We start from the raw sequence: 11,867 nt of genomic DNA, 5'->3' as shown, positions 1-11,867 counted from the left end.
GAGGAACATGGGCCTGTTCCTACAGCGATGGGCATAGCGCCATGCAATAAGCCCGCGACGCTTGCACGTCGCGGGCTTATTGATGGAGGCGAGGCGATCAGCTCTTGGCTGGCGCAGCCGGGTGGTGGCGGCCGCCGTGTTCACCATGCTCGCCGCGATCGCCGGGACCGAAGCGTCGCATCGCCTCGGCGTCGAAGGTCTTCTGCTGTTCCGGGGTCAGCCCGGCGTAGAAGCTGCGCGTGGCGTCGGCGCGCTTGGCAAACATGGCGGTGCGTTCCGCCTGACGCGATTGCATCAGGTCCAGGCGTTGCGGCGTGGTCAGCTTGGCGAACTCCTCGCGATCCATGCGGGGTTGGCCGGCGGGGCGCGCCGGCGGCTGCTGTGCGGCCGAGAACGTGCTCCACGCGCCTTCCTGCGCCGGGGTGAGCTTGAGCTTTTCCTTCAGGGCTGCGAGATGCTGAGCACGGCGCTGCTGCATCTGCTCGAAGCGCTGCGCGCGGTCAGGCCGGGCGTGCGACGGATTGGCGCCGGACTGGGCTTGGGCGGGTGGCGAAGCAGGTGCCGCCGGGGCTTGCGCGAAGGCGCCCGTCGAAGCGAGGGTGGCAGCCAGCAGACCGGCACAGAGAAGGCTTTTGCGAGACGAGATCATGAGAGTGCTTCCTTTCGAAGAAGCCCGCCGCCGATGGGCAGCAGGTGAAGGCAAGTGTGGCGATCCCATGTTTCCCGACCGTGAGGGCCGAGTTAGCCTGCGTAAAGATAGGTGAACGAGGGCGAGCCACTCAGGCGAACTTGCCGTTCTGGAAGTCGTGCACGGCCTGCGTCACCTGCTCTCTCGTGTTCATGACGAAGGGGCCGTATTGGGCGATCGGCTCATGCAGCGGATTGCCGGCAATCAGCAGCACACGGGCCGGACTGTGATTGGACGCCGGCGCGCGCAGCGCCAAGCCGTCGCTGCCCGGTTCGTTCGCGAGGATCGCCATTCGCTTTGTGGGGACCTCGCCGCTTCCGATGTAGACGGATTCGCGGAACACGTAGACCAGCGCGTTGTATTTCTCCGGCAGCGGCTGTGCGAACTCGGAGCCGGGCGGCAGCGTGATGTCGAGGTAGAGCGGCTCGGTATGTTCGCGCTGCATCGCGCCCGCGACGCCGTGGCTTTCGCCGGCGATGACACGCACGTGAACACCGGCCGGCGTGGTGAATTCGGGTATCTCTTCACTTTGAATGTCGCGATACCAGGGCTCGCGCATCTTGTCCTTGGCCGGCAGGTTCAGCCAGAGCTGAAAGCCTTCCATGAGACCTTCTTCCTGCTCGGGCAGCTCGCTGTGCACCAGGCCGCGGCCGGCCGTCATCCATTGCACGCCGCCGTTCGACAGCAGCCCTTCATGGCCGTGGCTGTCGCGGTGGCGCATGCGCCCGGAGATCATGTAGGTCACCGTTTCGAAGCCTCGATGCGGATGGCTCGGAAAACCGCCGATGTAGTCGCCGGGGTTGTCACTGCCGAAGGCATCGAGCATCAGGTAGGGGTCGAGACGCTGCTGCAGGGGCTGGTGCAGCACCCGCGTGAGCTTGACGCCGTCGCCGTCGCTGGTGGAAACGCCCGCGACGATCTGGTCGACGCCACGGGGTTGGGCGAGCGCAACCGGTTCGACCGCGTGCGCGTTGTGGGCATGGTGTGGGGTGGTCATCGAAAGATGGTGGCACGGTCGGGACGACCGCGCTAGGGGTGGGGACGCCTCAACCGAGCGCTTCAAGTTCCCAGGACACGCTTTGCCAGGCGATACCGAAGCCCTTTGCCGTCACGCGCGAGGTGGCTGGCGCTTGCGTTGCAAACAGCGCCCATTCCGCGCCGGCATCTACGCTGTCGACGAGCGGCACCGGCACCGCGGCGGCGATTTCGGCTGCCATGCCGGCCAGGCTTGCGCCGCCGAGGATGACCGCCTGCGCGTCGAAGCGAACGATCGCCTCGCGGCACGCTTCGGCCAGCAGGGCGTGGGCACCGGCTGGGTCGGCGGCGAGTTGCGCGCCGGTCGGTGCGACTGTATGGATGCCCGCGAGCGATGTCGAAAACCCAAGCGACCAGGCCAGCCGTTCGAGCATCGGCCGCCACGGCTCGCCCCCGGTGACGACGGCGAATCGGCCATACCTCTTTGCGAACTGAAACGCGGCTTCCGCGAGGCCGCTGACCGGCAAGCCCGCGCCATCGCGCATCGCGAACAGGCCGGGGTCGCCGAAGCAACCGATCAGCACCGCGTCGGGCCGCTGGCCGTGCGCATGCGCGACGGCCCATGCGTCGAGCGTCGCGTGTTGCGCCACTGCGTAGCTGGCTTCGCTGGCGATGTAAGGCGCGCCGAAGCGGGCGGTGACCGTATGAATGTCCAGCGCGGGGCCGGCCTTTGCACGCAGATGGCGTTCCAGCAACTGGCTGACCGAAGCCGAAGTGTTGGGGTTGATGACGAGCAGGCGGGCCATCAGCGACGACGCGTGGCCCGCCTGCGCAGCAGTGCCGCGGTACCGAGCGCGATCCCCATCACGGCGAATGAGACGACGGTGGTCACCGTGCCGAGCGCGTAGATGGACGGTGTCGTCACGGTCGATGTGAGGCCTTGGAGTTCGAGCGGCAGGGTATTGACGTCGCCGATGGCCTGCGAGGTGCGCGCGATCTCGTCCCAGCTGAGCGTGAAGCCGAACATGCCGATGCCGACCACGGACGGCCCGATCAGCGGCAGCACGACGTGGCAGAAGGTCTGCCATGGTGTCGCGCCCAGATCGCGGGCGGCTTCTTCATACGCCGGATTGAAGCGGTTGAAGACGGCGAACATGATCAGCAGCCCGAAAGGAAGCGTCCATGTCAGGTGCGCGCCGAGCGCCGAAGTGAGAAGTCCCAGCGCGGTGCCGTAGTTTTCGAGCGTGCTGGTCGCATCCAGCGCGGTGAGCGCGCCCTTGATGCCGGTGTCGAGCAGGCGGAACTGCAGCCCGATGCCGAGCGACACGATGATCGACGGCATGATCAGGCTCGCCACCGTCACGAAGAAGAGCGCGTTGCCGCCCTTGAGCTTCTTGCGGAACGCCAGGCCCGCCAGCACGGACAGCACCACGGTGAACAGCATCACGACCGTGCCCAGCATCAGCGAGCGCCGGAATGCAGCGGCGATGTCCACCGTGCCGAGCCCTTCGGCCAGCTTGTGGAACCAGTGCAGCGAGACGCCGCGCAACGGAAAGGTGAGGCCGCCTTCCGGGCCCTGGAAGCTCAGTACGAAGATCGTGATCATCGGCCCGTAGAGAAAGAGCACGAAGAGCGCGAAGACGAAGGCCAGTGGCCAGAAACCCGCCGCGCGTTGTTCGCCGATGCGGTTGCTCATAGCTCTTTGCGGATGTCGACGAGGCGCGTGAGGCCCCAGATGATCATCAGCACCACGGCCAGCAGGATCATCGCGTTCGCCGCCGCCAGCGGGAACTGCAGGTAGGAGGTCTGCACCTGGATGATCTTGCCGACCGAGGCGATCTGCTGGCCGCCCATCACGCCGATGGTCACGAAGTCACCCATCACGATCGTGATGACGAAGATCGAGCCGATGAGGATGCCGGTGCGCGAGAGCGGCACGATCACGTTCCACAGCGTCTGCCAGCCCGACGCGCCGGAGTCGCTCGCGGCTTCGAGCAGCGAGCGGTCGATGCGCATCATCGAATTGAAGATCGGCACGATCATGAACATCGTGTACAGGTGCACGAAGGCGAGCACCACCGAGAAGTCGGAGAACAGCAGCCACTCGATGGGCGAGTCGATCAATCCCAGCCCCATCAGGCCCTGGTTCACCAGTCCGTTGCGGCCCAGCAGCGGCACCCACGAGATCATGCGGATCACGTTGGAAGTCCAGAACGGCACTGTGCACAGCACGAAGAGCAGTGTCTGCATCCCCGGCGAACGCACGTGGAAGGCCAGGAAGTAGGCAACGGCGAAGCCGATCACTAGCGTAATGGCCCAGACGAGGACGCAGAACTTGAGCGTGCTGAGATAGGTCGACAGCGTGACGCAGAGGTCGCCGTTGTCGGTGAGATGCGAGCACCCTTCGAAGATGCTCAGGTAGTTGCGCGGCGACAGCGCGGGGATGAGTTCGTACTCGTTGAAACTCCACAGGCTGACCATCGCGATCAGCGCCAGCGGAATCAGGAAGAACAACAGGAACACCAGCGCGAACGGCGCAGCCTGCCACCAGGCCTTGACAGCCCGTTCGGGCGTCGCGCTGTCGTGAACACTGGCAATCTGCGCACTCATGGCAAGCGCAGCAATGCCCGTTCGGGAAACACCGCAGAACCGGCTTTGCCGGGCCGCTGGTGTTGCCCCCCGGCAGGGGGGTGGGCGGCTACACGCAGTGAGCCAACCTGGGGGGCGAGCTTCACGCCGCTACGAACTCGTTCCACTTGCGGACCATGTACTCGTTTTCGTCCATCACTGCGTTCCAGCATGCGATGGCGCCCATGCGCTCCTCGTAGCTGCCGCCGTCGCGCAACGAGCCAGCCTTGGCGATGACGTCGCCTTGCGGGCTCTTGATGTCCTGCGTGGCGGGCTTGCCTTCCATCCAGTAAGCCCATTCGTAGGGCTCCATCTTGGCCTTGGCGGTTTCCAGCACGGCGCTGTAGTAGCCCTGGCGATTGAGGTACGCACCGGCCCAGCCGTCCAGGAACCAGTTGATGAATTCATAGGCGCCGTCGAGCTTCTTGCCCGAGAGCGTGGCCGGCAGGCCGAAGCCCGAAGCCCAGGCGCGATAGCCTTCCTTGAGCGGCTGGAAGGTGCAGTCGATGCCCTTGCTGCGCACGGCCGTGACCGCAGGCGACCACATCGACTGGATCACAACTTCGCCCGAGGACATGAGGTTGACCGACTCGTTGAAGTCCTTCCACAGCGCACGGAACTGACCCGCCTTCTTGGCTTCGATCAGCGTCTTGATCGTGAGGTCGATCTCGGCCTTGGTCATGTTGCCCTTGTCGGCGTACTTGTGGAGGCCCTTGGACTCCACCACCATCGCCGCGTCCATGATGCCGATCGACGGAATGTTGAGGATCGCGGCCTTGCCCTTGAACTCGGGATTGAGCAGTTCGGCCCACGAGCCGATCGGCCGCTTGATCAGGTCGGGCCGGATGCCCAGCGTGTCGGCGTTGTAGGTGGTCGGGATCAGCGACATGAACTGTGTCGGCGACGTCGCGAAAGCCTTGCTCTTCTCGCCTTCGAGGTAGATCACCTTGATCGGCGCCGTCCCCTGGCTGCCGACCTTCTTGCCGGCGACTTCGCCCTTGGTGAACAGCGTGGTGATCTTGTCGGCATTCTTCACGCGCTTGGTGTCGATGCCCTTCAGGTTGCCCGTGGGCACGATCTTCTTGAGCGAGAAGTACTCGGTGTCGATCAGGTCGAAGCTGTTCGGCGCGGTCACGGCGCGCTTGGTGACGTCGTCGGTGGTGACGGCCACGTACTGGATCTCGATGCCGGTGTCGGCCTTGAACTTCTCGGCGATCGCCTTGTCCTGGTTGACCGCGGTGCCGAGGTAGCGCAGCACGATCTTTTCCTGCGCATGGATGGCCGGAAAGATTCCGGTCGCGAGAATGCCCGCGGTGCCTTGCAGCAGCGTGCGGCGCTGCACGCCGGTGGAGGGTGTTTCGATTTTTTTGGACATGGTGGGTCTCCGAAGAGGCGGTGGTGAGGAAAGGGAAGGGGACGACGCGACACGCGCGCGGCTTGTCAGGCCGCCATCGCCGCCAGGGCGGCCAGCGGTTCGTGCCGGGGCATCGGTGTGCCGTCGTCACGCTTGCTGGGTCGCGTGGCACCGGGGCCCAGCCGGCGTGCATCGGCCTCGGACCAACTGAGGCGCACGCTCTCGCCGACCTCGTAGGTGCGGGCGACGAAGGCCTGTTCGGACAGCAGCACCGAGACGCTGCTCTGCTCCGGCCGCACACCTGTGAGCCGCAATCCGAGCAGCACATAGGTCCCTTGGTATTCCACATCGGTCACATGCGCCGGCAGGCCGACTTCCCCGATCGCGCCAGTCTCCGGCGCCATCCGCATGTGATCGTTGCGCACCGCGATCAACCCACCGTGCAGGGCGAAGACGTTGTGGCCTCCCATGAAGCGCGCGACGAATTCGCTGGACGGATGGTTGTAGACCTGATGCGGCGGACCCACCTGCTCGATCAATCCGTGATTCATCACCACCATCGTGTCGGCCAGGGCCATCGCCTCCTCTTGGGAGTGCGTGACGTGGATGAAGGTGAGGCCCAGTTCCTTTTGCCAGCGGCGCAGTTCGGCGCGCATCTGGATGCGCAGGAAAGGGTCCAGCGCCGACAGCGGCTCGTCGAGCAACAGCACGCGCGGCTCGGTGATCAGGGCCCGCGCCAGCGCCACGCGCTGCTGCTGGCCGCCGGAGAGTTCGGCCGGCTTGCGTTCGGCCAGGTGCCCCATCGCGACGCGTTCCAGCAGGTTCTTTGCCCGCTTGTGGCGCTCGCTCTTCGAGACGCCCTTCATCTTGAGGCTGAACGCGACGTTGTCGAGCGCCGAGAGGTGGGGAAAGAGCGCGAAGCTCTGGAACATCATTGCCGTGCCGCGCGCGGCGGCGGGCAGGTTGGTGATGTTGCGGTTGTCGAGCAGGATATCGCCGCCCGACACCGACTCATGACCCGCGACCATCCGCAGCGTCGTGCTCTTGCCGCACCCGGAGGGGCCGAGCAGGCAGCAGTAGCTGCCGCTGGCGATGCGCAGGTCGATCTGGTCGACGGCGGGTGGCGCACCGGCGGCGTAGCGCTTGGTCAGCGCGACGATCTCAACGGCTGAGGGCGGAGGGGCGGTGACAGCATCCATTGCCGATGCCATCGCAAGACATGTGCCAGCGAAGAAGCCTTCCAGCCGGTCGGCGATGCGCCGTGCTGGTGCGCGGCGCAGCGCGCGTCAAGGTGGTGCGAAGCGGGCTCCGGCTACGTTGCGCAAGAGCGCGTCACGCTGCGATTTGGTGATGCCTCGCACGCCGTCGGCCACCCACTTGGCGCGGTCGACGTTGATGTTGCCGTCCTGCTGCCATTTGCGCACCGCCGCCGCCGGGTTGTTCAGCATGGCGGCCAGCCAGACGGCCTGCGCGGGTTCGAGGTTGCGCGCGGAGCGCTTGAAATAGGTGCGTGCAGCGGTCTCTGCGCCACAGATCTGGGCGCCCCAGGGGGCGTTGTCGAGGTAGAGCTGGAGGATGCGCGCCTTGCCCAGCGTCTGTTCCATTTCGACCGCGTAGAGCAACTCGCGCAGCTTGCGGTCGGCGTTCTGCTGGCCGCCGGTCACCAGGAACTTGGCCAGTTGCTGGGTCAGCGTGCTGCCGCCACGCGCGACCTTGGAGGCGCTCTGATTGGCTTCCAGCGAGGCGGCGAGTTCCGTGAGGTCGTAGCCCGGATGAGTAAAGAAGCGCTGGTCTTCGGCGGCGATGACGGCGCGGGCGAGCCAGTTTTCGCTTGTGAGCCGGCTTGGAGCACCGCAACTGCTGCGTGCGTTGGCGATCGCCTCGGTGCCCAGGCCGTCGACGGTGAATTGGGAAATCTGCGGCTGCATGGCGAACGTTCCGGCGGGCAGCGTGACCTGGGCGCGGAGGCCCAGCGTGCCGCCGATGCGCGCCCGCCGCAGTTCGGCGAGGTCGGGTGCAAGGACTGCGTACCAGCTGGCAATGGGCGCTTCCGCCACGTTGATGTTCAGGTGCAGGGTTTTCTGAGTCAGGCGGCCGTCCCATCGGGCACGGAGCGTGTCGTCGCCCTTGCCATCCGGGGCCGCGGGCGTTGGACCGGAAGGCGAGGCTTCGAGGTTGCCGCCCAACGTGCCGCCGTCGCGCCGCACACTCGCCTTGAGGCGCTCGAAACGGATGGGCGCACTGCCGAGCGCGGGCACCGTGGCGGCGCAGGGTGCGCATTTCAGCTCGAGCGTGGCGGAGGGCTCGTTCCAACCGAATGTGAGCGGGCCGAACTTGGTGTCGAGGGTGCGTCCGGCGATCCAGGGTGCGAACCACGAGGAAGTTGCCAACCGGATGGCCGTCGGGACGCCGACATCGAATGACACCGGCCCGGCCTTGACGCGTGCGGACCATTCGTCGGGGCCGGGGGCCAGTGCCAGTCTCACGATCAGGAACGCGGCGACCGCGACCGTCAACACCAGGGCCAGGGTCGCGAAGAAAAGGTAAAGCAGTGCTTTTTTCAGCAAATCTCTCTCACTCGATCGGTCTCGCCAGGGTCACAGCTTGCCATGGCCCGTTCGACCGGCCGCTGGCTGCCGCCCAGTACCAGGCTGAAGTGTCGGTGAAAGCGCGGCCTTCGGCATCGACGATTCGCTCGCAGACATGCAATTTCTGCCCGTCGGCGCGCTCGGCGACGAAACAGCGCCACAGTCGGGCGTGGATATCGCGCTCCAGGCGTGCCTGCGCGAGGCCGTAGCCCAGCGCCCGGTAACAGTCGGCCGCCGGATGCAGCATGCGGGTGGGCTTGTCGACCCGGCGCATGACGAGGATCTGCTGGCCATCAGTCATTCGCGCGATGGCTCCCGGAAAGTGCGCCGCGAAACGCTGCTCCACGTCGCCCAGCGCCAGGGGGCGGAGCGGTTCGCCGTCCCAGTCGGCTGGCCATTCCTGGAACGGGGTGCTGGCGGCGGGCTCGGGCCGGGCGTGCAGCGCGTTGGCAGCGGACCAGACCACACACAGCAGCATGACGAGGGCGAAGGCTGACTTGTGGGCGATCCGGTTGACGAATCGATTGGCGAACCAGCGTTCAAAGAGCGTGATCGACACGGCGACCTCCTGTGGGTGTGGAATTGATGCGGGCCATCACCCCGGCGATGCCGCCGCAGACCAGCGCGAGAAGCATCAGTCCGAAAGCGTCGTGCAACCAGGGCGGCGGCGCATGGCCTGCACCTTCGAGCGCCACGAGCACGCTGTTGCGCACGATGTTGCCGGCCAGCACCAGCAAGCCCACGCCAGGTAGCCGGGCGAGAAAGCCACGGTCGTCGCGTCCGGCCCATAGCGCCACCACACAGGCCGTGAAGTAGCCGAGCCAGACCATCTGCACGCCGGAGCAGGGTGCATCAACGATCACCAGTTGTCCGTCGACCAGCAGGCTGCTGCCTTCGCGCACCACGCTGAAGCCAGGCGCCAGCAACCAGCGGCTGGCTTCAGCCATGAGCACCCGCAAGGGGTAGCCCGCGTAGAACTGAAGCGAAGAGAGCAGCGGCAACGCGAGCACTGCAAGCCCTGCGACAGGCAGCGCGGCCACGCGCTTCGGAAGGAAGGCAAGCAGTCCGCTGGCCAGGGCAAGCACCGCGACGAGACCGGCGGCCAGCGGTGGAAGCGAAGGCAGCGGGCCTGCGCCTGTGCGCAGAAGCGTCGCAGCCAGTGTGCCGAACGCGGCCACCGCCAGCCAGCCGAGGCAGGGCGCAGGGCGCAGCTCGCGCCGCAATGTCCAGGTCAGGATGGCCAGCGCTACGAGCGCGAGCAACCCAAGCGGATCGTCGGAGCCATCGCGCAGGCGCTGGACCATCCAGATCCAATGCGGTGCGAGCGCAGCGGCTTGCAAGGCCAGCCAGCCGGCGGCCGGTGCGCGATCGAGCTGGATGCCCCAGTCGATGACGCGCGGGTGGGTGTGTGCGAGGGCGGCGAGGGTCATGGCGTTGTCTCCTCAGGAGGTGAGTCGACGCGTGTCGTTGCGGCGTGCGCGGCGGCGCAGCATCGCCAGCATCGACAACACCACCGCGACCGCGCCGAGCATTTCGGGCTCCGGCGTGCTCGGCACTTCGGCGCCCAGGCCTTGACCAACTGCCAACTCGCTGACGCCCTTGGGCAGCGGCAACGGCTGGTCGATGCCGACGCTGTTTTGCGGTGCGGCGTTGCGCACCACCTGGTCGACCGCAATGAAGCTCGTGTACTGCGTGAGCAGGCTGTAGCGCAGGCCGAGATCGGTGATGCGCTGGCGGAAGTCGTCGCCGCCTTCCAGCGCTTCCTGGTCGCTGAGGCTTGCGATGCGATGGCGGGCCCAGAGGCTGCGCAGCGCGGCGGCGTCCTGGCGCGTCCGGGGATCGACCTTCAGGTCCTGGCGGTACGGGCCGCTGGCGCTGCGGCCTTCGATCACGACGCGGCCCTTCGCCTCGCCACGCCACTTGCCGAACACGATCACCGGACGTTCGCCGAGCACGTCGGGCAGCGCGGCGGGTTCCACGTCGTAGACGTCGAGCCCTTCAAACCGGGCCTTGACGCTGGTGAGCACCGGAGACTCGATCATGCGGCGGAAGCGCGCGGCTTGTTCTGGCGCCTGGACGGGGTCGGTGATGATGAAGGGCTCGCCCATGCCGGCGCGCGCGATGCCTTCCATGAGGTGCCGATTCACCGAGGTTCCGATGCCGAAGGCGAAGACGTTGGCCTTTGAAAGGTTCTTGCGCACCAGCTCGAAGGCTTCGCGCTCGACGGTGACATAGCCGTCGGTCACGACCACGATCGTGCGCGAAATCTCCTCGGCCTTGGGTTCGGCGTAGGCGCGCTTCAGTGCCGGAATCAACTCGGTGCTGCCGCCGCCGTTGTAGTTGCGGATGGTGGCGAGCGCCTGGTCGATGTTGGCGCGGGTGGCGGGCACCGAGTGCGGCGACAGCATGCGGTTGCTGCCTGAAAACAGCAGCACGTTGAATGTGTCGCTGGGTCGCAGGCCGCCGATCAGGCGCTCCAGCACGACCTTGGCGGTGTCGAGCGGAAAGCCGTGCATCGAGCCCGAGATGTCGACGACGAAGATGTAGTCGCGCGGCGTGATGGTGCTGGCAGCCACCGACTTCGGCGGCTCGACCATGGCGAGAAAGAAGTTCTCCGCGTTCTCGCCCTGGCCCTTGTAGAGCATGAGGCCCGATTCGATGCGTTCCCCGGCCAGCCGGTAGTCGAGCACGAAGTCGCGGTTGTCCGCGGGCCCTGCGCTGCGGACGAGCGTGATGTCGGCATGCGCGTCACCGTCGCGCCGGTTGACGTCGATCTCGTGCGTCAGCGAGCGGACTTCCTTGATGCCCAGCGGTGTGTCGAGCGCGACCTTGAGCTTGAACGTGGTGCCCGCCGCAATGTCAGCGCGAAGCGTCGGCTGCGCGACCCAGCGGGCTTGCGCGTTTTCCGATTGCGGGCTGTTGTAGCGCGGGCCCACCACCGTCGGAAACACGAACTGGTAGTTGCCGCCCTGCGGCACCAGCAGCTCGGTGTATCGCAGCTCGACCTTGACGTCGTCGCCCGGCAGGATGTTGGCGACGTTCATCTGGAGCACGTTAGGCAGTTGCTGTTCGAGCAGCGCGGCGGTCTTGCCTTCCTTCTTCGCGTTGTCGTACTCGATCCGCGCCTGCGCCTTCTCGCGGATCTGCGCGGTGATGAGACGATCGGCAAGGCGCACATTGAGTCCGCTGACCGCCGCCTTGGTCGAGCCAGGGAACACGTACCTCGCCTCGATCGGCCTCTGCCCTTCGTTGCGATACGTCTGCGTGACGGTGACATCGGCGATCACCCCGGAGATCTTCACGTCGACTTCCGTGCCCTTGAGCGGCAGGCGGTCGACTTCGGGATCGTCGCTTTTCACGAAGAAATACGGGCTTTCGGTCTTCAACCGCGGCCCCGGCGCTTCCTGGGCCTGCGCGGGGCGCGCGACGAGCATGACGAAGCAGGCGGCGGCGAGGCCGAATGTGCCGAGCCAGAGCCAGCGGCCGGGGCGGGGTAGGGTGGTTTCCATGACGTTGGTCCTTGTCCCTCGATGGGTGTCGTGCGACAGTGCACGGGAGCCAATGTCGTGGGCCGCCGAGAAGCCAGTTGGAAGCCTGTTTGAAGCTGGCGGCGTTGTGTGAAGTCTGTGTGAAG

11 protein-coding genes are annotated in these 11,867 nt (G+C 66.3%); all 11 read right to left on the bottom strand.

Annotation, left to right across the window (positions count from 1 at the left end):
* Positions 1-97: 97 nt before the first annotated feature.
* Entirely contained in the window at positions 98-649 is a 552-nt protein-coding gene (locus AC1DHL_RS19800) for a Spy/CpxP family protein refolding chaperone (protein WP_478163081.1), read from the bottom strand.
* A 130-nt stretch (positions 650-779) separates the two neighbouring features.
* A complete protein-coding gene (locus AC1DHL_RS19795; protein ID WP_478163080.1) occupies positions 780-1,685 on the bottom strand; it encodes a pirin family protein in 906 nt (301 codons plus the stop codon).
* Positions 1,686-1,734: 49 nt separating this feature from the next.
* Positions 1,735-2,469, bottom strand: a complete 735-nt coding sequence (locus AC1DHL_RS19790; protein WP_478163079.1) for an aspartate/glutamate racemase family protein — start codon at positions 2,467-2,469, stop codon at positions 1,735-1,737.
* Positions 2,469-3,359, bottom strand: a complete 891-nt coding sequence (locus tag AC1DHL_RS19785; protein ID WP_478163078.1) for an ABC transporter permease — start codon at positions 3,357-3,359, stop codon at positions 2,469-2,471. Before AC1DHL_RS19785 ends, AC1DHL_RS19790 begins: the two co-directional genes overlap by 1 nt.
* Positions 3,356-4,273 carry an ABC transporter permease gene (locus AC1DHL_RS19780; RefSeq protein ID WP_478163077.1) on the bottom strand — a complete coding sequence of 306 codons (918 nt, stop codon included), beginning with the start codon at positions 4,271-4,273 and terminating at the stop codon, positions 3,356-3,358. The genes AC1DHL_RS19785 and AC1DHL_RS19780 overlap by 4 nt, the downstream gene beginning before the upstream one ends.
* 121 nt (positions 4,274-4,394) lie before the next feature.
* Entirely contained in the window at positions 4,395-5,666 is a 1,272-nt protein-coding gene (locus AC1DHL_RS19775) for an ABC transporter substrate-binding protein (RefSeq protein WP_478163076.1), read from the bottom strand.
* Positions 5,667-5,731: 65 nt separating this feature from the next.
* Positions 5,732-6,844: an ABC transporter ATP-binding protein gene (locus tag AC1DHL_RS19770; RefSeq protein WP_478163075.1), complete on the bottom strand. Its 1,113-nt coding sequence runs from the start codon at positions 6,842-6,844 to the stop codon at positions 5,732-5,734.
* Between the two features lie 87 nt (positions 6,845-6,931).
* Positions 6,932-8,212, bottom strand: a complete 1,281-nt coding sequence (locus AC1DHL_RS19765; protein WP_478163074.1) for a biosynthetic peptidoglycan transglycosylase — start codon at positions 8,210-8,212, stop codon at positions 6,932-6,934.
* Between the two features lie 7 nt (positions 8,213-8,219).
* The gene (locus tag AC1DHL_RS19760; RefSeq protein ID WP_478163073.1) at positions 8,220-8,792 is read right to left on the bottom strand and encodes a hypothetical protein; all 573 of its coding nucleotides are present in this window, start codon (positions 8,790-8,792) and stop codon (positions 8,220-8,222) included.
* Complete coding sequence (gene xrtQ, locus AC1DHL_RS19755; RefSeq protein WP_478163072.1) at positions 8,773-9,663, bottom strand: exosortase Q; 891 nt, start codon at positions 9,661-9,663, stop codon at positions 8,773-8,775. Before xrtQ ends, AC1DHL_RS19760 begins: the two co-directional genes overlap by 20 nt.
* A 12-nt stretch (positions 9,664-9,675) precedes the next feature.
* Positions 9,676-11,742: a VIT and vWA domain-containing protein gene (locus AC1DHL_RS19750; protein WP_478103295.1), complete on the bottom strand. Its 2,067-nt coding sequence runs from the start codon at positions 11,740-11,742 to the stop codon at positions 9,676-9,678.
* Positions 11,743-11,867 lie beyond the last annotated feature (125 nt).

It is taken from the genome of Variovorax sp. 10L426 (genome assembly GCF_056395305.1).
This window is presented reverse-complemented; position numbering and strand designations above follow the sequence as displayed.

What these genes read in the sequence shown, in the direction of transcription:
- AC1DHL_RS19800 (WP_478163081.1), bottom strand. Translation starts at nt 649, where the DNA reads ATGATCTCGTCTCGCAAAAGCCTTCTCTGTGCCGGTCTGCTGGCTGCC.
- AC1DHL_RS19795 (WP_478163080.1), bottom strand. Translation starts at nt 1,685, where the DNA reads ATGACCACCCCACACCATGCCCACAACGCGCACGCGGTCGAACCGGTT.
- AC1DHL_RS19790 (WP_478163079.1), bottom strand. Translation starts at nt 2,469, where the DNA reads ATGGCCCGCCTGCTCGTCATCAACCCCAACACTTCGGCTTCGGTCAGC.
- AC1DHL_RS19785 (WP_478163078.1), bottom strand. Translation starts at nt 3,359, where the DNA reads ATGAGCAACCGCATCGGCGAACAACGCGCGGCGGGTTTCTGGCCACTG.
- AC1DHL_RS19780 (WP_478163077.1), bottom strand. Translation starts at nt 4,273, where the DNA reads ATGAGTGCGCAGATTGCCAGTGTTCACGACAGCGCGACGCCCGAACGG.
- AC1DHL_RS19775 (WP_478163076.1), bottom strand. Translation starts at nt 5,666, where the DNA reads ATGTCCAAAAAAATCGAAACACCCTCCACCGGCGTGCAGCGCCGCACG.
- AC1DHL_RS19770 (WP_478163075.1), bottom strand. Translation starts at nt 6,844, where the DNA reads ATGGATGCTGTCACCGCCCCTCCGCCCTCAGCCGTTGAGATCGTCGCG.
- xrtQ (WP_478163072.1), bottom strand. Translation starts at nt 9,663, where the DNA reads ATGACCCTCGCCGCCCTCGCACACACCCACCCGCGCGTCATCGACTGG.
- AC1DHL_RS19750 (WP_478103295.1), bottom strand. Translation starts at nt 11,742, where the DNA reads ATGGAAACCACCCTACCCCGCCCCGGCCGCTGGCTCTGGCTCGGCACA.